Origin of the sequence: Paenibacillus sp. HGF5 (assembly GCF_000204455.1) — a bacterium.
Classification (GTDB): Bacteria; Bacillota; Bacilli; order Paenibacillales; family Paenibacillaceae; genus Paenibacillus_AQ; species Paenibacillus_AQ lautus_A.
Genome location: NZ_AEXS01000099.1, coordinates 24729 through 48693 on the forward strand (window position 1 = coordinate 24729; position 23965 = coordinate 48693).

Sequence of the window (23965 nt, forward strand, 5' to 3'; positions counted from 1 at the left end):
ATTCCCACCTCTCCTTTCTAACATGGGGCGGCGATGCCGCCCCGTCCTCTATAGTTCTGGTACATTCAGGCGCAGCGTGATGATTTCAAACGGCGTGAACGATAGCGTGACCTCGGACGGATCGTTCATCGGCAGCTGCGTAAGGCAGTTTTCCATCAGATCAGCGATCCAGGCCTCGGCGGCTTCAAACCCAAGCCGAAGCGACGTGTTCGCGTGCGTTCCTGAAGCTTCATACAGACGAACGATGACATCGTCGCCATCCTCGGCTTTTTTGACGGACTCTACCATGATGTGCGGATGATCAGGCCAGATAAACGATTGTGATGGAGGCAGCTTTGTTGTCACCTGATCCGATACCTCAGGCAAGGACATCGTGCGAAGCGGGACGTTCAGTTCATGGCCTCTTCGGTAGATTTCGGCTTGCACATGATTCCCTTGGTGCGGATACAACGAATACGTGAAACGATGCTCCGCGCGATCTGCCTCCGGATCGGGATAAGAGCTGCTGCGGAGCAGATGGAGATCCAGCACGTTATCGATGGCGCGATGGCCATACTTGCAATCATTGAGCAGCGCGACGCCGTAATCCGGCTCCGATAAGTCCACCCATTGATGTGCGCAGATCTCATCCTTCGCAAAATCCCACAACGTATTGCGGTGGGTCGGTCTGCTCAGGCTGCCGAACTGGATTTCGCAGTGAACCTGGTCCGTGCGTACATTCACGGGGAACGACGTTCTTAACATCTTGCCGTTCTCCCTCCAATCGACGTCCGTCTCGAAATCGATTCGCCGGCTGCCCGCCGTTAGCACGACGGTCTGGGTCAGCGAGGACTCCCCGTAACCGTACTCGAAGACAAGCCCGATTCTCGGACCGTCCCGAAGCTCCCGCATGCTCAGCAGGTGTAACGGTGTACCCGGATTCGCCGCATAGTCATGGCGGAAATCCCATGCGTCCCCGACGTCATGATATACGCGAAGATCGTTGCCTAATCGTCCCTGCTGGATGACTTCGCGGTTATCCGCTATATCCAGAACCGATAGAATTGCTCCGTTCGGGTCGAATGTCACGATGACCTTGTCGTTCTCCAGGCTTCGTCCTTCAGCCGCAGCGTCTGCGTCCGCCCCTGGCGTTTTAGTCAAGATTTCTGAGGAGGATGCGGCTTCTTCTTCCGTTTCCAGGCCGGCGTCATTCGATAAAACGGCGTATCCCATCGATGGAACCTGCACGTGATGCCAGCGTCCGTTCATGCGCAGCCACTCTCGTCGCTCCCAAGGCAGCGAATTGAAGATGACGGATTGCGCGGAAGCCGTTTCATTGTGTGCTATATGATTAGCTAAATAGCTGTAGGTATCGACAATCATGGTCTCCGTATGCCCAAGCAGCTCTTCATACCGCACCAGCGATTCATCGTATACCCGCTTGATCGAAGATCCCGGAAGAATATCGTGGAACTGATACAGCAGAACTTCCTTCCAGATCGTCTCCAGCGTCTCGGATGGATAAGCCCGCCCCAGCCGGGCTGCCAGCACGGAAGCAAACTCCAGCTCGCGCAGCGCTTTCTCCATCTTCCGGTTGTAACGCTTGCTCCGCGCCTGACTGGTCAAGGTTCCTTGATGCTTCTCCAGGTAGAGCTCCCCGCGCCATGTCTGGAACGACTCCCGCTCTTCATTCAACCGTTCGAAGAACTTCCACGAAGGCTCTTGCTGGACGGGAGACAAACCGAGCAGGTTTTTCTCGCGAGCCAGCCGTTCCAAATGCTCTTCGCCCGGACCTCCGCCGCCGTCTCCAATGCCGAAGAGCATCAAGGCATGGCCGGATACGTTCTTATCCAAATACTCCCGCTCTGCCTTGGCGATGGAACGTGGGGCTGCCGGACTGTTGTACGTATCTTCAGGAGGCATATGGGTCAGAACGGCGGAGCCGTCGATGCCTTCCCAGAGGAAGGAATGGTGAGGGTGCCGATTGTACTCGCTCCAAGAGAGCTTCTGGGTCATCATGTAATCCACGCCGGACTTCTTGAGCAGCTGCGGCAGGCTGGCGGAGTAACCGAACACGTCCGGCATCCAGAGCGATTTCATCTCCAACCCGAATTCTTGTTGAAAATATCGCTTGCCGTACAAGATCTGACGAACCAGTGATTCCCCGCCCGGCACATTGGTATCCGATTCTACCCACATGGCTCCCTGCGGTTCCCATCTTCCTTCACGCACCCGTTCCTTGATCTGTTCATACAGTGCCGGATAATGCTGCTTCATCCAATCATATAGCTGGGGCTGGCTTGCGCCGAACACGTAGTCCGGGTAGCGTTCCATCATGCGAAGCACGGTCGAGAACGTTCTGGCGCCTTTCCGGATCGTTTCGCGGATCGGCCACAGCCAGGCCAAATCGATATGCGCGTGACCCACGGCGCTGATTGTTAAGACAGGATCGCCGCCCTTCAGGCTCAATGGTTCAGCCAGCTTCTTCTTCGCCTTCGCGATGCGCTCCGGCGAGAAATCCGTGAGCCGCAGCGAAACGTCATACAGCGCCTGATAGATTCTCTCTTTGCGCGCGGATCCCGTCGGGAGGTGCTCGGCAGCTTCCAAGAGTACCTCGACATCGTAATATAGGCTCCGGATATCTTCCCGGCAGATGGCGATGACAGCTTCTTTCAAAGTTCCTCCCTGGTATTTGCCAAATAGATCGTTATTGCCCGCATCGGCCCATACTTCAATATCGGATCCGGTCAAGAACATGTCATGAATCCGGACGACACGCTTGCCGGGGAGCCCTAAGGAAAAATCGAATTCCGAATTCACGGTGGTCAATCCCTGTACTGGCGATCCGTTCGGATCCGCCAAACACAACTCGCCGTTGATGTCCAGCAGGAGGACGAGGTCCTCCTTCCGGCTATGCTCCGGAACGCTGCCGGCAAAACGGAACCAGGCACAGTCCCACAAGCTGCCCCATCGCTGGCCATGGACAAGCGTCATTTTCGTTCCTGTCTTGCGATCCATGTACGATACAGGCTCAGGCGTAACCCATGCCGTCACGTCCAACTCGGCAACCGGCTCATATATGGCTTCCCGGAGTTTGTTTAGCATTTGTTTTAACGGCTCAGGCCTTATAGGTTCGTATGGCATGATGATTCGCTCCTCTCTATTGCCTCAGTCGGCTGCAGGTTCCGGCACGGATTGGGTATTCCAATCAATCTGAATCACGGCCTGGTTCGCGGCGCCATGTTCGTACTGCAGCAGGACGGTTAACGACTCCGTATCCCATACCCAGACGGCAGGCATCGTTTGATTCCCGATGACGTACTGAACGGATGCCGGCTCGGTCGGACAATACAGCCTCGCGCTGGCCTGCATATTGGCCGGTCCCTTGGCCGTGAATCGGAACCCGGCGTCCGATTGTTCAAGCTCCTCGATTCTGGAAGAGGCTGCGATGACGGAAACCTTGCCTCCGGAAGGACGTCCGGCTTCAACATCATAGAGAAGCGCTTGTTTCCCGGGGCTTATCGTAATCTGATCATGGACGGAGAGTTTCGAATCGAACAAGTCCACGACAGGACCTGAGATCGTCAGTTCTTCATCGGTGACCGACTCCTCCAGAACCGAAGCGATGATATAAGGACCGCGCAACAGCTTGAAATAATGCTTGGAATGCCACCGCGATTCCGTGCCGAGAAGTGCCTCCATCGTGGCCTGAACTGAGCGGCGCAGCCGGTCTGCCCCTTCCTTCGACAAGGTCAGGTCGGCCGGATGCTGATTCAGCCAGCATACGACGCCTTTTCCTGCCTGATGGATACCTTCCGCTGCTTCCTTCAGGTCAAGCTGCTCAAACAGATGCTCCCGCGGGGAATTATACTTCGAGCTGAATGATCCGCCCCCGAGCTCCTTGTTCCACCAAGCGCGTACTTTATGGTACGGGTCGCTGTCATCGCCGACATAGATTAGGGCGCCGCCGTCCCGCACCCACTGCGCGAGAGCATAATGAAGGTCTGGATATTCCGGCTTGAAGAATTCATAGCTCAATACGAGGACGCGGTAAGGAGCCAAATAACCCGGATATCGCCTTACGTTATCAAGCTGAAGCGGGCGTACCGGGATGCCATGCTTCAACAGCGGCAGCGACAGACCGTAAAAAGGAGAGAAATCGAGAAGCTCCGTGTCCCCCGATTCCTGAAATCCTTCGGGGTCCGTGCCGTCATATTTCCCGGCATCTGGCGCCTCCGGCTCAGGCTTCATTCGTTGAAACATGGCCGAGTCTGCGATGAGAACGCCGACTTGCAAGGCGTCTACCTCCGGTTCGTTCACTTTCTGGTCCATATTGCCGAGCGTATGCATGACCTGGAGCAGCGTCGTTGCATAGTCGGACGGGATGGACTCTTTGCCAGAGCCGTCCTCGGAAGGGTAAGTCCCTTTAAAGATTCGCCGCGGCCATGGCGAGACTTCATAATGGGAGACCCCGGGATGCAGCAATGAAGCGACCACGGTTTTTAGATAGTTCTGCTTGTAATCCGCCCACGTGTGGTTCGGATTGTCTTCGATCGGATCATGCAGGAACCACATGCGTCTGTCCGTTCCCCGAACCAGCTCCTGCATCACGCCGTATTCGAGGTAAGCGGTTTCAAACGTACGTTCCTTGCGCAGCCCTTCATATACATTCGGCGTCCGGGAGGTCCCCGTCCAGATCTGAGCAATGTACCCGTCTATGGACGGTAGCTCTACGAGCGCCGATTGCGGACTGACGATCCGCCATTGGGTATAGTTGATCAGACTATGGGTCGGAACATAAAAGCGAAGAATCCGATCATAGCGCTTTAACGCGTAATCCTTCATCTCTGCGCATAACCGGTCGAGCACGCGAGTATATAAATACGCTTTCAATTTGGAAGCCCGGTATTGTGCGTCCGGTGAAGCATGTGGCGGAATCCATGGCTCCTTGTAATACAGCTGCCATTCCCGCTTGAACGCTTCCGAATAACCTCCGTTCACCCAAAATTCTGGCTCTTCCAGATGAATGGCCTCCACGCCCGCATCCACCGCGATGCGTATTCGGTCCGCGATAAAGCGGCCAAAGGAAATCGTAGGCACCATGTAAGGAATGACCGGTTGCTTGCCATGCAGGATCATTTCCCCATGGCGATCCATCTGGGCTTCATCCCAATGGGCTACGCCGTCTACCTCCCCATCCAGGTAGCTGTTGTATTGCCCCCATGCGACTCCGGTCATGAGATGGACGACGTAACCTTTCTCTTTCCATTTCCGAATCCGCTCAGGCATGGTTTCGTCAATCCCGTAAACCATCACGAAGTCTGTCTGAAGATCATAGTCGGGGTGATACGGCGCAGACTCTTGAAACCCGGTTCGTTCTTCCCTGCGATCTCTCGGCACGTTTTTTATACCTCCCTGCTCAAGTTACATGTACTTGCACATCAAGAAGCTCCATCATTTTCTAGAATATAATATATAATATAAATATATTCAATATGTTTTTTGGACAAACCAAAAAAGCCTTCTCCGTTGAATGACGGAAAAGGCTTATTCTTGGCGTGTATTTTAAGTTCGTGGAACTTGGCCGGAAGTTTGGCGGATCACAAGCTCGGGCTCAATCAGCAATTTGCTGTAACTCTTGGCTGCACCTGAGCCGCGCAGCACTTCCAGAAGCTTTCCGGCGGCTTGATATCCCATATCCCGCTCAAACTGCTTGACATGGGTAAAAATGCTGAATTCCTCCACGATGGAAGTCGGATCGTCAAAGCTGACGATCGATACGTCCTCAGGCACCTTGAGCCCCGCTTGCTTTGCCATCTGATAGATCTGCACGCCCAGTCTCCCGTTAAGCGAAATATAGGCGGTTACCATGCGATTTCGGATGTAACGGTATAACGGGTGGGCTTCCGCATCCTTAAGCACTTTCAGCGGTTTGAAATCCGTAATCATATGCGCCGGATTGATGAGCGCGCCTTTGTCCTTCAATGCATCGATATACCCTTCGATCCGCTCCTGAACCGTAACGGTCTGAAGTGGAGAATCCGAGCAGATGGCGATATCCCGGTGCCCAAGCTCCCATAAATGCTCAACGGCGAGCCTGGTGCCCCGCCTTCCATCGGCGGCAATATAATGGGTCTCGACACCAGGCAAATAGCGGTCGATCAACACAAAAGGAAAACCGGACAGCTTCATGCCCAGTATCTCCTCGTTGTAGTTCTCCTCGTCGATCGGGAAAATCAGCAGGCCTTCGGCTCCGAGAGCCTTCAGATCCTTGATGGCGTCTTTTTCCTTGTCGAGTTTGCCGTCGGTCAGCATGATCATGCTGCGGTAACCTTCGTCACTCAGAGCCTGCTCGATCCCCTCAATGAGTCTCATGGCAAAGTAATCATGAATGGTGGGCATAATCACGCCAATCATGCCCGTTGCCAGCGTCCTCTCTCTTCCCTTGTGTGACGAAGCCGACGGCTGCGCTCCGGGTAAGAAGTCCGCCTCTTCTGCAACAAAACTTCCTTTGCCCGGCACGCGGGCAATCAATTTCTCATTCGCTAATCCCGTCAGTGCATTGGCAACCGTGATCTTGCTGACATGAAACTGGTCCATCAGCTCCTTCTCTGTCGGAATGCGATCACCGGGCTTCATATTTTCTGATGCTATGACGTGTCGGATATAGTCCTGGATTTGCTGATACAACGGAATTCGATCATTTGTACTCATTCTAATCACATCACCAATTCATTCATGATATTTGAAATATATAATATATCCTTACACATACAAGCGCAATAAACAAGCATGAGCTGACAACGACTGTGACGACAACACCCTTGATGCGATAGCGTTTAACATGCCTGATTTGCAAGAATTATAGGAAGTTTTGTCGAACCTCTTGTAAAGGGATATTTGAATATATTAAATATGTGTTGGTAAGCAGTGTGCTGCACGGTATGGTACCGAAAAAAGGAGGTTGGATGTTTACGGATGAGCACGCGCTTCCAGTTGACAACAGAACATAACAAGGAGTGAATTCGCCATGGCCCGTAGATTCACGATTCTCTGTTTAGCCATCCTTTGTGCTTTTTCATTAAGCGGCGGCGCAGCTTATGCTTCGGGAACGGATGCACGGCCAGCCAAACCCGACGGCTCCAATAACCGCGAGCTGCCAAGTTTCAAGAAACCGAAACATTTGGATGCCGCAGATATTTATGATGCTCCAGGTGACATTAAATTGCTGTTAGGGACCTTGCAGGGAATCGTTAACAGGGAACAGCCCCGAATCTATTTGATTGAGTCCCAGGAAGAAGGGAAAATGACCTGGCTTGAAGATATAAACGTGCCTTATACGCTTCATGAAGATTATTGGGACGTATTCGCTGCTTATCAAGGCGAAGCCAAAGGCATGATTGTTTATGATCCGGAAGTTCCCGACACGATTAATGTCGCCACCACCCTCGCAGGACTGAAAAAGGCTGTCGTTGCCAGCCCGGAGCTGGCCGCCAAATTGTCCAAAGCCCCTTATAACTTGAAGACGCTGGACGATCTGCGCGGCAAATTCGATAACCGGCTCGAAGCTTACACCTGGCAGTACGAGAATCTGTGGAAACAGACGAATCATCAGATGTTAGTCGGACTGGATCCGGATACGGCGATCCGAATTCCTTCGGGTCTGCCGGAATCGTTCGTGACGATTGCAGAGGAGAAGGAGCAGATTCGCGATGCAAGCAATCGTGATGCTTACCAGCTTGATTTATCCTCCCTCTTGGGAAAATCAGAGGTATATCTTCGGTTCGACGATGCTTTCACCCAGGATGGCTGGGGCCCTGCCGTACACGAAGTAACGGTTAAGGCCGACGGCAACGTGATTGCGAGTTTCATCGCAGGTACACCGGAAGAAGAGACCTATCTATATGATCGGCAAAACTCCAAGTTCAGTGAAGGACAGGGCGGTCACCGCTTCGCCGATAACGGCAGTTATTTTGTGTACGAATTCACCCCTCCTGCCGGAACCAAGAACCTGACCGCCGAAGTGGATATGTGGAACCAGTATAAGGTTTCCGCTGGAAATATCCGTCCGCTATCCGCTGAGCAGCAGGAACCTTATGGTTACTTAAGAGATTACGCCGTTGCCAATAAAGCGATGGTATTCTGGCTCGATTCTAATGTGCCTGAGCAAAAAGCGCTCTTCGAGAAAATCATGTCCGATGTGGAGCCGGGTACTCCTTACCTTGGCTGGTTCAGCAATGATGTGGAGGGCGAGTTCAGCTCGGTCGAGATCGCTTCCCGTTATGGCGTGTATGTTCTGGCGGCCGATTGGTTCAGCAATCTGACCGTTTTCTCCGGAACCAAGCCGAAGTTCAAGCTCGCGAAAACACCTCCACAACCGGCACTTGAGAACAAAATCTACGTGACCTATACCTTTACGGAAGGAGACAATTTTCAATATAACCAGCATCGCATGCGCGTCATGTGGGATGACCCGGCCCGGGGCAAAGTTCCGATCAACTGGACCTCCAGCCCGCTGCTCTATGAAGGTGCTCCCGCGATTTTGAATTATTATCTCAACTCGGCTACAGAGAACGATTTGCTGATTGCCGGGCCGTCTGGTGCCGGATATTTTTACCCTAGTCCTTGGCCGGATGCAAGCTTCCAGCAGTTTTTACGGCAAACCGAGAAATATCTGAAAAAGACGGGAATGACGATCCCTTATGTTCTGAACCGAGTCGATAGCGAGAATGTGCCGTTATCTCCGTTTAAAGCAAAAGCATATGAGGAGGAATATAACGTACCCGGTTTATTTATTAGTTATGAAGACAAATACGGGGTTGAAATCGTTGGCGACAGCCTGCCCGTATCCACGATCCGCGGGATCAGCGCCGTTCAAGACGGATTGCAGGTGCTCAATGAAGCCAAAGCGAATTGGGACGGTAAGTCACCGTTGTTTGTCTCACTCGGTATGCTCGCATGGAGCATGACCCCTTCCGATGCGCTGGCCCTGACCGAACAGCTCGGGGCAGATTTCAAAGTCGTTCGCGCCGATCATTATTTCTCTCTGATCCGTGAAAGCTACAACTTGCCGGCAAGCAAGAAATAATGATTTCTGGTTAAACAACCGCATATTTCTTAAGGCAGCTCAGGCCCCATCCAATGGGTCTGAGCTGCCTGTTTTATTATCGCTTCTCCCCGGGTCTGCTGCTATATTTCATAGCATTAACTATATATAGTTAATATCATTAATTAAATATAATTAATGTCATGAATTAATTGATTAATTAATGTTGTTAATTAATGAGTCCATTTGTCTTTCATGCAATCTGAGCTGTGCCTCCTATAATATCCTACTGCCTTCAGAAAGTACTCTGTCTCCCCCCGCACCATTTCATCTCTTCACCTCTTAAAAGGAAAAAAATGATGCCTTTCCTGCTCGGAGCCTGGAAATAGGATAAATTATTTCTTGGGTAATCGCAAAAACCACATCGTTTCGACAGCCGATCTGATGTCCGATTCGCTTCCCTACTCTATTGCAGTCGACAATCACATGGTGATAAGATCCTCTCCCCCATACGATTCGCATGCATATTACGGCTGTGCTTCCTCGCTCCATACATAAAATACGGCAAATGGTGAATACTCACTGTATCGAATTAGCATGTATTCCCTCATATGGAGATTAGTATTATGGCCGCAACTAAAAAGATTTCCCTGCTCGACGTTTACTTCATCATGCTGCTGTCCCTGGGCATCACCAATCACGTTGTCCTGATCCCGCTTCTTCTGCAGAAAGCGGGCCGGGACGCATGGATGGGCACACTGCTAACTATAATCCTGCATATTGGCTGGGTGTACATCTTGTTTTTCATTATGAAGCGGACCCGTCAACAATCCATTTTCGCATGGTTCAAAGACAGCTTCGGGCCCGTGATTGGCTGGATCTTCGTTAGCATAACAACGCTCTATTTTTTCTGGATGACCATGGTCATCATAAGAGAAACGACGACATGGATTCGGGTCACCTACCTGCCGTCAACGCCCAAAACCGTCATTTCGCTCACCATTATGCTGCTGTGCGTTTATGTAGCGAACAACGGTATTCGCTCGATCGCCATCATCTCCGGAATCCTGCTTCCGATTGTATGGGTATTGGGGCATTTTGTGGCCTTGTCGAATCTGGAATATAAGGACTATTCATTGTTGACCCCCCTATTCGTGGAAGGTTATACGCCCATGCTCAAGAGCATGCTCGTGGCCGGCGGCGGATTCATGGAAATGATTGTGCTGATCTATCTTCAGCATCACATGAAACGAAAAATGAAATATCTCTCGATCGTCATATTGTCTATTTTGCTGGGAGGGCTAACCCTCGGACCGTTGATGGGAGCTATCGCCGCATTCGGGCCAATTCCCGCGATGGAATCCCGCTATCCTGCCTACGAGCAGTGGATGCTGGTCACCATTACGAAATATATAACCCATGTCGATTTTCTGGCTTTGTACCAATGGATATCGGGGACATTAATCCGTATTTCGCTGTTCCTGTTTATCATGGCGGACGGTATTCCCTTTAAAAAAACCAAACGGCGCATGTGGTATGTGTTAGGGATGGGTGTTGCCATATCTATCATCTCGTTGATCCCGGTTATCGATCGGCAAATCGAATTATTCGTGTTGGGCAAATATTCGCCGTCCTATCTGGTCTTCCTCTCCGCGCTGACGCTGTTGATTGCCATTGCTGTCACATTTCGAGCAAATACCAAAGGTGGGTAGAATATGTCAAACTACAGAACTCGAAATAGCATGTTCCGCCGAAAAAAGAAACAACCCCCGTTCGACGTGGACCGTGAGCCCGCATCCGACGCTTTGGATGAGGAAGCCCTGCGATCCATGTTTGCCAACTCCGCGGATGTCATCATCAAATCTTTCCCGGGAAAGCATGAAGATGCTATCCCCGTAGTGCTGCTGTATAGCGAAGGAATGGTTGATGCCATGGTGATGACCCAATATGTGCTGCCGGATCTGGAAGAAAAACTGGAACACTTCAGGGATTGGGAGCCTTTAGCCAGAGAACTGGATAAATCGATGGAATGGAGCAAATTGAAGCAGCCTGCCGATGTCGTTAAGCTCCTGTTCGCGGGACGAATGATCCTATTTTTTTCACGAGAGAAATGCTTTTATTCCATCGATATCGCCTCGCTTCCCAATAGACAACCAGAAGAGTCCAATACGGAGGTCTCCATCAAAGGGGCTCGAGATGCATTTACGGAAGATCTATACATGAATGTGGCACTCGTACGAAAAAGATTGCGAACGGCTACGCTCCACAATGAGCAAATGATGATCGGCGATCGCAGCCAGACCCGGGTAGCCCTTCTGTATATTTCCGATATCATACGCCCCGAAGTCATCAACGAGGCAAAAATGCGCTTAAAAGGCATCCAAGTCGATGCGCTAGTAACCAGCGGTCAGCTGGAGGAGGCACTTTCCGATTCGACCCTCTCCCTGTTTCCGCTCATGGATTACATTGGAAGGCCGGATTTTGTCGTGGAATGCTTGCTTAGAGGTCGTTTTGTCATCCTTGTGGACGGGTCGCCGATGGCATTGATTGCGCCTTGCAACTTGCTGGAGTTGTTAAAATCGCCGGAAGACTCCTATTTTCCTTACCACTTTGTGGTATTTGAACGGCTTCTAAGGTTATTAGGCTTATCCCTCGCCATTATGCTGCCGGGATTTTGGGTTGCGCTGACAAGCTACAACATGGATCAGCTCCCATTTCTGCTGCTGGCAACCGTTACCGTTTCCCGTTTCGGGCTCCCATTGTCCGGTCCGATGGAAATCTTATTGATGCTGGGCATGTTCGAATTATTTAGGGAAGCCGGGGTCAGGCTGCCTAAAGCCGTTGGTCAAACCATTGCAGTATTAGGAGGTCTCATTATCGGGGATGCTGCCATACGTGCGGGTCTGACATCGCCGACCATGCTCGTAGTCTCCGCGACGACGGCAGTTGCAACCTTTACATTGGTCAACCAGACGCTGAGCGGAACGGTCAGCATTATTCGGCTGTATGTGCTGATATGGTCTTCCTTGCTCGGCATGCTCGGATTCTTTATTGGACTGTTCAGTCTCCTTGCATACCTCTCCGTATTGGAATCCTTCGGACTTCCGTATCTTGCACCTCTATCGCCGCTGACCTTCAAGGATTTGATGAATTCCCTCTTGAAAAAACCGTGGGCTTTCAACAAAAAACGACCGGAAATGCTGAACAATATTGATAACACTTCTGAAGAAAGGGAACCTACGTGAGATGAGAAACTGGATCAATATCCTAAAATTAATATGGTTAACGGTTATGCTCAATATGTTAACGGGCTGCTGGGACATCAAGGAGATACAAGACATGAATTACATCACCGCCATCGGCATCGATCAAGAAGACGGTGATTTTGTTGTTTACACCCAGATGATGGATTTTACGTCCGTAGCCAAAAGCGAAACGGGAAAGTCGGAAAAGCCACCGCAAGTATGGACTTCCAAAACTAGGGGCAAAACCTTTGACATGGCGGTCAATGCCATCTATGATTCAGCGCAGATGCGTACAAGCTGGAGCCATATCTCTTGTATTATCATCAGTGACACCGTCTTGAAATCGAAAGTTCTAACCAAATTGGATACGATCGGCCGATATCAGGAAATTCGTATGACGCCCTGGGTATTTGGAACAAAAGACTCCATCGAACAATTATTTAATGTTCCTGCTTTCTTCAATCTCTCCCCGTTAAATACGTTAGCTCATGAACCTTCGGAAGAGTATAGACAGAAATCCTATATCGTACCGATTCGATATTTTGATTTCATGGCGCTGATCACCGAACCGGCCAGCACGGTACTCCTTCCTAATCTATCGATCGATAAAGGGACCTGGAGCCTGAAACAAAAAGAAAATCCGAAACTTGTGATTAACGGAGTATACGCTATATCCGAGGTCGTATCGAAAGGTTTTTTTACCAGCGACAAGCTCACCGGTCTACGCTGGATGGAAACCGATACGAAACGCTCCCACGTCATGATTACAAATAAGAGCGGCGAGTACGCAGGGATCGTCGTTTTGTCGAATCCTAAAATTCGCAAGAAAATGAACATTGTCAACGGAATGCCTCAATTCCGCATCAACGTGAAGTTAAATGGTAACGTGGTAGAAGCGCTCGACGACATGAATAAGACCGAAATGGAAAAAAGGGCGGCCGCGGAAGTACGGGAGGAGATTATATCCACGTTTAAGAATGGAATTGCTTCAAAAACAGATCTGTACAGCTTGGAGCACGTGTTGTTTAAGAAAGACACCCGACTTTGGAAAAAAATTCATCAGTCGTCTCTCCCATCGATGGATGCAGGTTCTTTGGAAACGGTACATGTCGAAGTCCATCTGGATCATACCGGCATGAAACTGCTCCCCCATCAAGATGGCCCCACTGCGCCAACGACCAAAATAGAGGCTGACTCCTGACGATCTGCCGGTTAAATGAACCCATAATTAAGGCAGCCGGTTCTTGGAAACAAGAACGGCTGCCTTTGGTTTGAAGCAGATAGTATTTCTATGTCATATATGATAAAGATGAAATTAACGTTGTTTAAAAAATTGTTCCTACGCGATTGGCTACACGATAATTTCCACACCTTCATCCTCAAACAAGTCATCATAAGCAACGTAGAGGCCTATGGCTGAGGCGATTAATACCAATATGGCTGCGATAAACGCCAATTGTTTAACCGTAGCTTTGTTGGATTTTCCTTGCTGTCTTCGTTTGCGTTGCACTCCTCGGCCCATACTGCATACCTCCCGCTTTCATGCCGTTACCATAAAATATGATTCGGACATGAAAATGTTGTTAGGCAAAGCACGCTTATTAAAGCGTATGGATGATAGAGGATGCTTGTAAACCGTTATGATTGGCGGTGAAGCATGCTGAAAAACGCTCTTATATCCTTAACGAGTGACTCCGGATCGGACATGGCAACCATATGGCTGCCGCTTTCCAGATTCGACCAATGCACGATATTGTTTTTGGCTTCGGCAATGCGCCGGAAGATCGAACCTCCTCCGTGGGAAACCCCTGTCGGTACCTTTGTTTGATCTGTCGGCATCCCGGCTGCCCCATCATAATACGTCCAAGACGAGGAGGCTGCAGTCTCCGTCAACCAATATATGGTGGCGTTTGTAAGGAGCAAATCTGCAGGGATAGGTTCCCGGGGGATAACATCCTTGTTTTTGGGCCATCCGTCAAATTCCTTATAGCGCTCGGCAAGATATGCAAGCGCAGCGACCGGGGAATCGTGAAATCCGTAACTGAGCGTCTGCGGCCGATTGGACAGATAAGGGGCATAACCACTACCTCCTGCAAACAGCTCAGCCAAATGAGTCACTTCCGCTAGCTCTTCTTCACTAGCTCCTTCCAGTTCGCTCGGATCTCCCATGGGGATGCCCAGACCTCCTGTAATATGTACACCGATCATGTGTTCAGCATCCAGGATAGCCAGCTCCGGAGAGACTAAGGCACCGGCATCGTTACCGTGCGCACCATAAACATCATACCCTAGTCTGTGCATCAACTCGGCCCATATGCCGGCAACACGTTTGATGCTCCACGGTGATTGATCGGCCCCTTGCGGAAAAGGTGAAAAGGCAAACCCGGGGATTGAAGGTGCCACGATATGAAATGCCATCTTCGGATCTTCTCCATACGCACTTGGATTGCTCAGAGGACCGATGATATTCATGAATTCAGCAACGGTGTTCGGCCAGCTGTGCGTCATGATCAATGGCAAGGCATCTGGCTCAGGGGAACGTACGTGTAGAAAATGGATCGGCTGTCCATCAATGTCCGTCATAAATTGCGGGAACGCATTTAATTTCTGCTCATATTCGCGCCAGTCATATTCCTTAAGCCAATAATCCGCGAGCTCCTTAAGATACGCAACCGGAATCCCTCGCTTCCAGTCGCCTCCAGGTAACTGGGATGGCCAACGCGTATTCGCAATACGTGCCCGCAAATCGTCGATATCCTTTTGAGGGAAGTGTACGTGGAAGGGACGAACGGAAGCTTCAGAACGCGGATACCCGCTTACATCTTGATGGTTAGGCATTTCATATTACCTCGCTCTTCTGTTTTTACTTTATAATAAAAACGAAACACTGACGACTTTATGTCAGTGTTTCGGGGTTTCTTTTAATATAAATGCAAGAGCATGCTTTATGGACCAACTATAGGTCGTTAAAATGAAGCACCATGCCCGTCTTGTCATCGGATTTCTTGAATCTTGCATGGGTTAAGCACTCCGGGTCAGCCTCTTCGATATCCTGTAATTCATGCGTATACTGTTCAAGGCCGTTTAAGAGTATACGCTGCGCGATGTAGTCCCAATAGGGTCGATCGCTCGGCAAATCGTTCACAGGCCAGAATAAACCATCCGTTAATAGAATTAGATGGGCTAATCGGGATCTATTGATTTTTCCGTATTCGAGAAAATCAACGGCACGGGGTTCCCCGTTCAAGACGCCGTAGCCTCCATTCACGTTGCTCTTAAAGCGGTTCTCCCTAATGATATCTATTACCGTGCCATGGAGTTCTTGTTGACGGGTCAGTCCCTGATTCACGCCTTCCTCCCATTTCGCGATGGCTGGAGTTTCCAAATGAGCCACTTGTCTCCAGGTTAACGGCCGAACCTCCCCGTCCTGGTAAACGGCAAGGATCATGCAGTCACCGGTCTGCAGAAATTCTACGCGTTCCTCCTGAATTCGTACGAGAGCAAGAGCCGTTCCCCAGAGCCCGTCTTTTTTCTCCATATCGACATGGGCTTGCTGCATGAGTTCTCTTAACTTATCGTTTGCTGCCGCAGTATGCTCCGCAAGCTGTTCCACTTGATCCAATGATTCAAAATAGTTCTTCACTGCTTGAGCAGCAAGGTACCCTCCCGTTTCCTTCTTGTCGCTGAGGTAAGGAACTATGGAGGATACCCCGTCTAACACGCCATACAATCCCGCCTGCTCATGAATCATAAGTGCATCTTCATTTAAGAAATGGATCCCCTTAAGGGTGTACTGTTCAATGGTTACCATAATGGCCCCCTCCTACACAATGAATTCTGGTTAATTTGCTGGATTCGTTATTTTCGCCTGGCCGTATTCCAAAATAGGAGACAAGTTACAAGCAGTGCGATCAGAAAGCTGCTAATGGCCGGGACGACAAGCTGCAATACAAAAGACAGCCCCTCCCCTCCGGCAACCGTCATCATGGCTGTGAACATCACGAGGATATAGACCGCAACGAATACGCACCAAAAGGTTTTAACCGGATTCGCATGGGCTCTTTTCGTGGGCGATACGTACAAATGACGGTGAACCCACCATGCGGTCAGGACCAAGCCTAATAGGGTGCTGCCGTGCTGGCCTAATTTATACACCGGAATTTGTACGGTACCGATATGCAGCATTTCCGTGAGGAGCGGAATCTGATTGACGATCCATGCTCCCTTGTGCGTGAACTGATCCCAGAGCAGATGCGTGCCAACGCCTGCCAGTCCTAAGAGGATTACGGCCATCCACCCAGTTGGAGAGGCTGGAAGCTTGCCATCCCGCTGCCAGCGGTACGGGAACCATGAAGGTAAATAGTCGTGCAGAACGAGACGTATGACCTTCTCAAACACAACGTACAGCAGCAATATCAAGGGGAGATTGAATAAAAGAATACCCGGACCCTCATGTCCCCACACGCCGGCCGCCCGAAAGCGGATGAAATATTCAAAATCCGGCGCCATGCACCCGATAATGAGTGCGGACACCGGTAACGACTTCTTCTTCCACCACGGCATCGTGATGACGGGATGCGCGAATGTAAAAGGCATAATTACTCCTAACTGCTGATTTTATGTATAAACGATTTTTTACTATTCTAGCATCAACACGCATCTACGGGATACGATATTTTCGTCAATCGAAAAAGGACAGACTTCCGCCTGCCCTCTCAAAACCATGATTTACAGCAGTTCACGTGCGAGCAGGCGATACACCTCCAGCCGCTTTTCCTGCGAATGCGGAATGCTGCATATCATCGCTTCCTGGAATCCGTAGTGCGCTTGCTCTTCCTGTAAGCGGGCCGCGATGTCTTTTACCGCTCCCACCAGATGAATTTTGCGCCCTTCCTGGATCGCCATCCGGTCAATTTCCGTTAAAGATACATTCTGAGCCTCTTCGGGTGTCATCAGCTGCGTAATCCGGCCCTTGCTCATCATCAGCCGGAAAATATCCTGCGGCAGCGCTTCATACTCCGCTTCTTCCTTTGTTTCAGCTGTTGTCACCATATAGGATACGTTAATTTCAGGCTCCTCCATGAACGGGGATGGTTGGAAGTTATCTCGGTAATGGTCCAATATGTCTATGCTCATCGCTCCGTTGAAGAATTGTGCGAAGGAGTAACCGACCCCCATCTGTGCCGCTTGCAGCGCACTGTTGCCGCTGGAGCCGAGCAGCCACACTTCGGGCAGGGCGACTCCCGTAGGCGCGGCGGCATTCGTGGCATACAGTTCATCTTCCGGCACCTGGTCGCGAAGAAGCTGCATGGTGACGGAGAGCTTGTCATACATGTTATGAAGCATCAGCTGCCGCCCTTCGGACAGAGCGTACATGGCACTCGTATCGCCGCCTGGCGCTCGCCCTACGCCGAAATCAATCCTTCCGGGCGTAAATGCGCTTAACGTCTTAAATACTTCCGCGAGCTTCAGCGGCGAATAATGCATCATCATGACGCCGCCGGTGCCGATGCGTATCCGCTCGGTTTTTGCCGCAAGCCGGGCGGCCGTCACTTCTGGTGCGGAGCTGGCAAACGTATGTCCTCCATGATGCTCGGCCATCCACATTCTGCTGTATCCCAATCCATCGGCCAGAACAGCCAGCTCTTCGGCTTTCATCAATGCACTTTCCGCCGTGTTGCCGCTGGTGACGGGAGCTTGATCCAGTACGCTTAATCTCATATGATATCTTCCCTTCTTCGATTCGATTAGATGACCATTTTGCTGCCGATCCATTCCTCCAAGGCGCTAACCTTGTCCTTAAATCGTTCTCCGCGCATTTCCTCCGACAACGAAGCAATAGTCTCTCGCTTTAATACAGCTTTCCAGGAAGACTCGGCTTCTTCCATCAAATCGGATAGCAGGCAGCAGCTCTCTTCTTTTTGCAAGTCGAGCATGTCCACGAGAATTCCGTGGGACGAGTATAGGGACTGCTGTCCTTCCACCGCGAGGTAAACGTCGTATACTCGTATATCCTCAGGTTTCTTCTTTAATCTGAAACCGCCCTTGATGCCGGGAACGGACGTGATCAGATCAGCGGTTACCAGCTTTCTCAACAATTTCTGAAAATAGGTCACGGAAGTTCCCAGCTGCTGGCTTATCGCTTCCCCGGGCAACACCGCTCTGTCTGGCAGCATGTTGAGCAGAACCAGGGCATATACGGACTGTTCCACGCCGGTTTTCATATGCATAAACAGCACCTCGTTTTACGATATGGATTTGGTTTAAAATGCTATTCATTTTTAAAGCGGATAATCAATATCCACGTTATATCATATATCAGCCGGGTTCAAATGTAAAACCTAACGTTTGCGTTCATCTCATATAAAATGCCGAACGGGATCGTGCTGATGGCATAACCTAGTTCAGCCACGTTTGGATATGACCGAATCATGACTAAAGCATGACAGGTGTATGGCTTTTATATGACAGAAGTAACTGTTTCGAAAGACCGCCAAACCCTATACTCATAGAAACACATGACAAAAAAACACCGCTTTCATTGAAAGCGGTGTTCTTGCCTTAATCAATCCGGATCCCTAAGTACCTGCTTGAGCAGCGGGATAGCCTTGGTCCGGTCATTCATGCCGATTTTCTCATAGATGACGCTGATGTAGTTGCGAACCGTACCTTCCGTGATATATAACATATCGGCGATTTCGCGGTTGTTCTTATATTCCGTCATCAGCTTTGCAATTTGCAATTCCCTGGGGGTCAGATTATAGTTCTGCACTGGAATCTGTGGAACTCCGGTCGTTCTTAACCGGGCAGCCAACTTTGCAGCCACCTTCGAAGGGAGCATCAGCTCGCCACGAATCGCCTCGCGGATCGAGGCGATGATTTTATGGGACGTAAAGTCCTTAAGCAAATATCCGGATGCTCCTTTAGCGAGTGCCTCTATAATGAAATCCTCTTCGGTGAACGTCGTGAGGATCAGCACGATCGTGTCCGGATTGGACTGCTTAATCTGGTGCGTTGCCGCAATTCCGTTCATAACCGGCATTTCGATGTCCATTAACACAAGCTGAGGACGCAATTGCTCCACCAGCTCGCAAGCGGTCTGCCCATTGTCCGTCGTAGCAACGACCTCCATTTCGGGCTCCATATTGATAATGGTCTCTAGGCCTTCACGGACAATGGTCTGATCCTCTGCAATGAGTATGCTTATGCTTGACATTTCTGATCACTCCTTAAGCGCGGAGCGGGGCATGGTGAGTAATAACACACAGCCTGCTCCATCCTTCGTGCTGACCTGGAAGGTGCCGCCCCTTCGCCGGGTCGTTTGCCGCATCATGGTCAATCCGAATCCAAGCCGTTCGGACGTAAAGGGCAGCCCGTTATTTTCGAGCGTAAACCGGATAGCGTCTTCTGTCTCGATCAACTCAAACCGGAAGAACGTGCATTGACCGTGACGAATACCGTTCGTGATCCCCTCCTGCAAGGCATGGCGGATCAACTTCTCGGCCTCCGGCTCAAGACTGCCGTCGGAGACATCAATTCTATGCTCTATGTTGACTTCAGCATATTGCTGGGAGTCGTTAATGATTTGCAGCAAGGAGTCCCGGAACGTTGCAGAACCAGCCGCTTCCTCGGCAAGCATATGCACGGATTTCCGCATTTCATGAAGCCCTTTGCGGAGCAGATCGGACGCGTGCTTCAATTTCTCCGTCGATTCCGGTGCGTTTTGGAAAGACATTTTCAGACCGAGCTCTAACTGAACGACGCTGGCTGTTAGAATATGTCCTACGTGATCGTGAATATCGCCGGCAATTCGGTTCCGCTCGGCGAGCACGGATATCTCCGACAATGCTCTGGCCCGTTCTTCCAAAGAATGCTCAAGTTCAATGGTCCTCGCCTCCACTTCGCGTTCCAGCGTTGCATTCCAGCGTGCCAGCTGGAGATGCAGTTCAAGGCGTGCCAACAGCTCCTGCTTGTCGACAGGTTTCGCAAGATAGTCATTACCGCCGTGTTCGAAACCGGCAATCAGATCCGTCATTTGACTTTTTGCGCTGAGGAAGATGACTGGCAATTCCCCTGAATTGTAATGCCTGCGTATTTCTTCTCCTAACTGAAGTCCGGATACGTACGGCATCATGACATCCAGAAGCGCGATGTCCGGTTTGTATCCATTCTGGATCCATTCCAGGGCTTCTTGCCCGCTGCATGTCGACCTGAGTGAATACTTTCCTGCCAGGAACTGCAAGAGTACCTGGACGTTAATCGGATCGTCATCCACGATGAGCACAGAAGGCAGTTGTTTATTGGAGTGGGCTGCCTCCCGCTCAGGCTCAACAATCTCCCAATGTGAGAATGACTCTGTCGGAATGTAATCTGCGACAGGCAGAGGAGGGCTCTTCGGCTTTCCTTCGCCAGCCATAGGAAGCGTAAAGCTGAACGTCGAGCCTTCGCCAAGACCGGAGGTTACTCCAATCCTTCCGTCATGCAGTTCGACTAGCTTCTTAGTAATCGATAGCCCAATCCCCGTACCGCCTTGTTGAGATCGATCCAGAGGATTAATCTGCTCGAATGATTCAAAAATACGGTCCAGATCAGCTTCTGCGATGCCGATTCCGCTATCGGTTATCTGAATCGAAAGTTGTCCTTGCAGCCTCTTTGCCGTGACGGTAACCGCCCCGGTTTCCGTGTAAGCGATCGCATTGCCAATTAAATTATGCAATATTTGCTGCAATCGATTCTCGTCTGCCATCACGTACATATCGTCCGGCAATTGATGGGATAGCCGGAGCCCTTTCTTCTCGGCCAATGGGTTGAGCACTTGAAGGGTCAGCTCGACGGCCAGACGCAAGTTAACCGTCACGAGGACCAAACCGATCTCCTGGTGCTTGAGCTTTGAGAAATCCAATATATCGTTTACCAAATGGGCAAGCCGCTGGCCGCTGACCTTCATGAGCCGCAAAAGATCGATGACAGGCGATGGCAGTTTGCCGGAGCTTCCGTCGATCAAGGCATCGGCCAGACCGATAATGCCATGCAGCGGAGTACGCAGCTCATGCGAGGTTTTCGCCAAAAATTCATCCTTCAGTTTGTCTAATGTCAACAAACGCTCCGATAATCGCTCCACTTGGAAAAATGCCCGGGAGGATTTCATGGACAGCAATAATGCCTGCAAAAATACAAATCCGAGCACACCGAACTGCAGCAACGCTGGCGTAGTAAAGACTCCTTTACGGTTTAAGGTATCATTGACCGCTGTCAGGAAAATCAGGCTGAATCCGAGGATGAGGAGGACAGCCCCTTCTTGTCTTTGCCTTGCTAACCGAATGGATGCATAGACGGCATAGAGAACAAGCCCGATGGAATAGATCTGAAATGGGATCAGTGAATAATCATACACCCGGATATCTGTTGTAAGCACCAGTAAGGTCAAAGATATCGTGAAAAACTGCGTCAAACGCCATACCTTGCGGGATAGAAATTGGGGAAACAAGTGATATATATATGAGATCAAAAATAATTCGCCGACGTAAATCGTTAAATACGATACTTTTGCAAACCAAACCCATGAGAACGCTGGGAATATTTCCAGTATAAATCTTGAACCCACCAGCATCGTTCGAACGGCAATGCACATACAGAACAATCCGAAATACAGCGGAGTTACGTCGTTGCGCCTGAGCACGTACAAGATAATATGATACACACCGATCACCAGCAGTGAACCGATCACAAGACTGTCTCTTACAAGCTCTACCGACTTCTCCTGCTGCAGCTGCTTGGCATCTCCAAGCTCAATAGCGTTATTAATCCCGCCTTTGGGATACGTATAATTGGCGACCTGAACCAGAAGCGTCAATCGTCCGTCCGAGTCCGGCTTAACGGGTACGACTACAGACGGACCATATTTCGGAATGGATGCCTCGTGCGTAGTTTCAGGTTTACCGGCCGATGCCGCCAGGGTATCGTTGACCCATAGGGCGTATGACGAATAGATGTTTCGCAGTTTGAGTGCAATCGGCTCTTCAGAATCAAGCCCGCTAATCGTCAAACGATACGTTGCATATCCGTCGGCTGGAAGCTTTCTGCCGTTCAATGTATAATTCGTCCAATACTCGGGCATATCGACGTATGCGCTTACGGCAGGAGAAGCCCCCTGTTTCAGATCGTCCGGATCCAGCAGTTGGTTCCAATAAAATGCCCACTTTCCGTTCAGCGAAATGGATCCGTCTGTGCCGAAATCCCACCCTTCAAGCTGAAGCTCACCGTTCTGCACGCTCACGGACGACTTCGCAATAGCAATCTCCGAATGGCCTGCTAAAGATAGGATTAGGTAAAAAAAACAGGGCAGCCGCGTGTTTACGCCATCTCATGCGAGAATGGACGCAACATCGATATAAATTTCATCGCCTAACCGGGCATTCCCCAGCAAGCGAAGATGTCGCTTGGATGTAAAATCTTTGGGTTCGTAACTGTTGGGTGCTTTAGCGGGGGACAACAGCTTTAGTTGGATATAGGTTTCCGCTACAAGCTTGCTGCAGAAGAAGTCGCGGAACGAAGTAGTGATGCCGAACTTGCCTTCGATGATCTCCCAATACATCTGTTTTTTATCCGGAAACACGGCATCATGCACCTGCTCGATAAAATGATCCAGCAGCTCGTACATTTCGGGTGTTCGATCTGCATGCAGATGACGGATCGCAAACATCGTATCGTAATGGTTGCTGACATCGGTTGACAATCGATCGCGTAACTTCACGAGCTGAGGACCTGATTTCTTGATATGTAACCACGTATCCTCCAGATTATCGAGCGACGTGGATTCCCATAACAGCACTTCATCGTTCGGAGCGCGTACGACCATTGCAACATGTGACCACGGACAATGTTCCAGTGCTTCAATTCGAAGACTTCCCTTGGCTACCCCATGAGCGAGCAGAATATCTCCGGTCTGCAGCTTAGGTTCAATCTCGTTATAAGGAACGGTAGTTTGGTTCATATTATCCCCCTTGGCTGGTGAAATTCACCATGAATTTAGTCCTTCAGTTTAATACTAAACGCAACCCATAAATTGTCAATCACTGAAATTGGGCTCTGACACCAGCTTTGTCCCTTCCCGAATCCATTTTTAGTAGATATAGGTGATTATCGGTTCGTACAGAGCTGCTTTCGGTTGTCGGTTTGCGCAAACAGGCCTGCCCGGATTTGCTCCACGGCAGGCCTGTATATTTTATTTGTTTTCGTTTATATATTCTAGCGGTTCTCCTGTCACGCTTCCTCCCATAACCGCTTCAGATTGTCCAAACCCAATCGGGTTCCTTCCCTGCACTCCTCCATGCCCTCGAATTCCAGCGTAATATCCCCGTCATAACCGGATTCTTTAATGAGTCGAAGGATTCGCCGCACATCCAGATCCCCCTGCCCGAAGATGGAGCCTCGTAGGTAATTGCCATGGGAGGTTCTGAACCACTTCCCCCCGCCCGGATCCTGATCAAACGGACGATAATAGAAGTCTTTCACGTGGACGAGCGAGGCCAGCGGCAAGTTGCGTTTCACGCCGACGAGCGGCTGCTCGTCAACGCATAGAAAATTGCCGATATCCAAGGTCGTCTTGAAGTTCGGACGATCGACTGCCTGCAGCACGCGCTGTACCCGGTCGCTTGCCTGCACGCTCACGCCATGGTTCTCGATTGTGGTCGTG

Annotated in this window: 17 protein-coding genes; 4 read left to right on the forward strand and 13 right to left on the reverse strand. The window is 50.4% G+C overall.

Annotated elements, in window-relative coordinates:
* Positions 1-48: 48 nt before the first annotated feature.
* The 3 genes from HMPREF9412_RS15955 to HMPREF9412_RS15965 all read right to left on the reverse strand — a co-directional run bounded on the left by HMPREF9412_RS15955 (position 49) and on the right by HMPREF9412_RS15965 (position 6693).
* Entirely contained in the window at positions 49-3123 is a 3075-nt protein-coding gene (locus tag HMPREF9412_RS15955; protein ID WP_009592653.1) for an alpha-mannosidase, read from the reverse strand.
* Between the two features lie 24 nt (positions 3124-3147).
* Positions 3148-5379 carry a hypothetical protein gene (locus HMPREF9412_RS15960; RefSeq protein WP_009592669.1) on the reverse strand — a complete coding sequence of 744 codons (2232 nt, stop codon included), beginning with the start codon at positions 5377-5379 and terminating at the stop codon, positions 3148-3150.
* Positions 5380-5544: 165 nt separating this feature from the next.
* Positions 5545-6693 (reverse strand): GntR family transcriptional regulator, encoded by a 1149-nt coding sequence (locus HMPREF9412_RS15965; protein ID WP_009592671.1) that lies wholly within the window; start codon positions 6691-6693, stop codon positions 5545-5547.
* 316 nt (positions 6694-7009) lie between these two features.
* Here HMPREF9412_RS15965 and HMPREF9412_RS15970 point away from each other — a divergent pair, with 316 nt between their 5' ends.
* From HMPREF9412_RS15970 to HMPREF9412_RS15985, 4 genes are all read left to right on the forward strand, one after another.
* Positions 7010-9067 (forward strand): GxGYxYP domain-containing protein, encoded by a 2058-nt coding sequence (locus HMPREF9412_RS15970; RefSeq protein ID WP_009592673.1) that lies wholly within the window; start codon positions 7010-7012, stop codon positions 9065-9067.
* A gap of 584 nt (positions 9068-9651) precedes the next feature.
* On the forward strand, positions 9652-10737 hold the full coding sequence (locus HMPREF9412_RS15975; protein WP_009592668.1) for a GerAB/ArcD/ProY family transporter: 1086 nt from the start codon (positions 9652-9654) through the stop codon (positions 10735-10737).
* Positions 10738-10740: 3 nt separating this feature from the next.
* Complete coding sequence (locus tag HMPREF9412_RS15980) at positions 10741-12270, forward strand: spore germination protein (protein ID WP_036672456.1); 1530 nt, start codon at positions 10741-10743, stop codon at positions 12268-12270.
* A 1-nt stretch (position 12271) separates the two neighbouring features.
* On the forward strand, positions 12272-13471 hold the full coding sequence (locus HMPREF9412_RS15985) for a Ger(x)C family spore germination protein (protein WP_036672458.1): 1200 nt from the start codon (positions 12272-12274) through the stop codon (positions 13469-13471).
* Between the two features lie 150 nt (positions 13472-13621).
* On the opposite strand, the gene HMPREF9412_RS32945 is transcribed toward HMPREF9412_RS15985, so the two are convergent.
* From HMPREF9412_RS32945 to HMPREF9412_RS16030, 10 genes are all read right to left on the reverse strand, one after another.
* Positions 13622-13792 (reverse strand): hypothetical protein, encoded by a 171-nt coding sequence (locus HMPREF9412_RS32945; protein WP_009592652.1) that lies wholly within the window; start codon positions 13790-13792, stop codon positions 13622-13624.
* A 116-nt stretch (positions 13793-13908) separates the two neighbouring features.
* The gene (locus tag HMPREF9412_RS15990; protein WP_009592679.1) at positions 13909-15108 is read right to left on the reverse strand and encodes an epoxide hydrolase N-terminal domain-containing protein; all 1200 of its coding nucleotides are present in this window, start codon (positions 15106-15108) and stop codon (positions 13909-13911) included.
* A gap of 118 nt (positions 15109-15226) precedes the next feature.
* Positions 15227-16081, reverse strand: a complete 855-nt coding sequence (locus HMPREF9412_RS15995; RefSeq protein ID WP_009592676.1) for a protein phosphatase 2C domain-containing protein — start codon at positions 16079-16081, stop codon at positions 15227-15229.
* 47 nt (positions 16082-16128) lie between these two features.
* Positions 16129-16866, reverse strand: coding sequence for a DUF4184 family protein (locus HMPREF9412_RS16000; protein ID WP_009592665.1), 738 nt, complete (start codon positions 16864-16866; stop codon positions 16129-16131).
* A gap of 132 nt (positions 16867-16998) precedes the next feature.
* On the reverse strand, positions 16999-17991 hold the full coding sequence (locus HMPREF9412_RS16005) for an LLM class flavin-dependent oxidoreductase (protein WP_009592672.1): 993 nt from the start codon (positions 17989-17991) through the stop codon (positions 16999-17001).
* A 26-nt stretch (positions 17992-18017) separates the two neighbouring features.
* On the reverse strand, positions 18018-18500 hold the full coding sequence (locus HMPREF9412_RS16010) for an RrF2 family transcriptional regulator (RefSeq protein ID WP_009592659.1): 483 nt from the start codon (positions 18498-18500) through the stop codon (positions 18018-18020).
* 335 nt (positions 18501-18835) lie between these two features.
* Positions 18836-19486, reverse strand: a complete 651-nt coding sequence (locus HMPREF9412_RS16015; protein ID WP_009592655.1) for a response regulator transcription factor — start codon at positions 19484-19486, stop codon at positions 18836-18838.
* Between the two features lie 6 nt (positions 19487-19492).
* Positions 19493-22546 (reverse strand): ATP-binding protein, encoded by a 3054-nt coding sequence (locus tag HMPREF9412_RS16020; protein WP_009592651.1) that lies wholly within the window; start codon positions 22544-22546, stop codon positions 19493-19495.
* Positions 22547-22633: 87 nt separating this feature from the next.
* On the reverse strand, positions 22634-23263 hold the full coding sequence (locus HMPREF9412_RS16025) for a hypothetical protein (protein WP_009592662.1): 630 nt from the start codon (positions 23261-23263) through the stop codon (positions 22634-22636).
* Positions 23264-23532: 269 nt separating this feature from the next.
* Positions 23533-23965, reverse strand: a 433-nt coding sequence (locus tag HMPREF9412_RS16030; RefSeq protein WP_009592654.1) for a sugar phosphate isomerase/epimerase family protein, incomplete at its 5' end; no start/stop codon positions are given.

Excerpts from the sequence above, each read along its gene's own strand:
- HMPREF9412_RS15990 (WP_009592679.1), bottom strand. The coding sequence starts at position 15,108 with ATGCCTAACCATCAAGATGTAAGCGGGTATCCGCGTTCTGAAGCTTCC.
- HMPREF9412_RS32945 (WP_009592652.1), bottom strand. The coding sequence starts at position 13,792 with ATGGGCCGAGGAGTGCAACGCAAACGAAGACAGCAAGGAAAATCCAAC.
- HMPREF9412_RS15955 (WP_009592653.1), bottom strand. The coding sequence starts at position 3,123 with ATGCCATACGAACCTATAAGGCCTGAGCCGTTAAAACAAATGCTAAAC.
- HMPREF9412_RS15965 (WP_009592671.1), bottom strand. The coding sequence starts at position 6,693 with ATGAGTACAAATGATCGAATTCCGTTGTATCAGCAAATCCAGGACTAT.
- HMPREF9412_RS15980 (WP_036672456.1), top strand. The coding sequence starts at position 10,741 with ATGTCAAACTACAGAACTCGAAATAGCATGTTCCGCCGAAAAAAGAAA.
- HMPREF9412_RS15975 (WP_009592668.1), top strand. The coding sequence starts at position 9,652 with ATGGCCGCAACTAAAAAGATTTCCCTGCTCGACGTTTACTTCATCATG.
- HMPREF9412_RS16025 (WP_009592662.1), bottom strand. The coding sequence starts at position 23,263 with ATGAACCAAACTACCGTTCCTTATAACGAGATTGAACCTAAGCTGCAG.
- HMPREF9412_RS15985 (WP_036672458.1), top strand. The coding sequence starts at position 12,272 with ATGAGAAACTGGATCAATATCCTAAAATTAATATGGTTAACGGTTATG.
- HMPREF9412_RS16015 (WP_009592655.1), bottom strand. The coding sequence starts at position 19,486 with ATGTCAAGCATAAGCATACTCATTGCAGAGGATCAGACCATTGTCCGT.
- HMPREF9412_RS15970 (WP_009592673.1), top strand. The coding sequence starts at position 7,010 with ATGGCCCGTAGATTCACGATTCTCTGTTTAGCCATCCTTTGTGCTTTT.
- HMPREF9412_RS16010 (WP_009592659.1), bottom strand. The coding sequence starts at position 18,500 with ATGCATATGAAAACCGGCGTGGAACAGTCCGTATATGCCCTGGTTCTG.
- HMPREF9412_RS16005 (WP_009592672.1), bottom strand. The coding sequence starts at position 17,991 with ATGAGATTAAGCGTACTGGATCAAGCTCCCGTCACCAGCGGCAACACG.
- HMPREF9412_RS16000 (WP_009592665.1), bottom strand. The coding sequence starts at position 16,866 with ATGCCTTTTACATTCGCGCATCCCGTCATCACGATGCCGTGGTGGAAG.
- HMPREF9412_RS15995 (WP_009592676.1), bottom strand. The coding sequence starts at position 16,081 with ATGGTAACCATTGAACAGTACACCCTTAAGGGGATCCATTTCTTAAAT.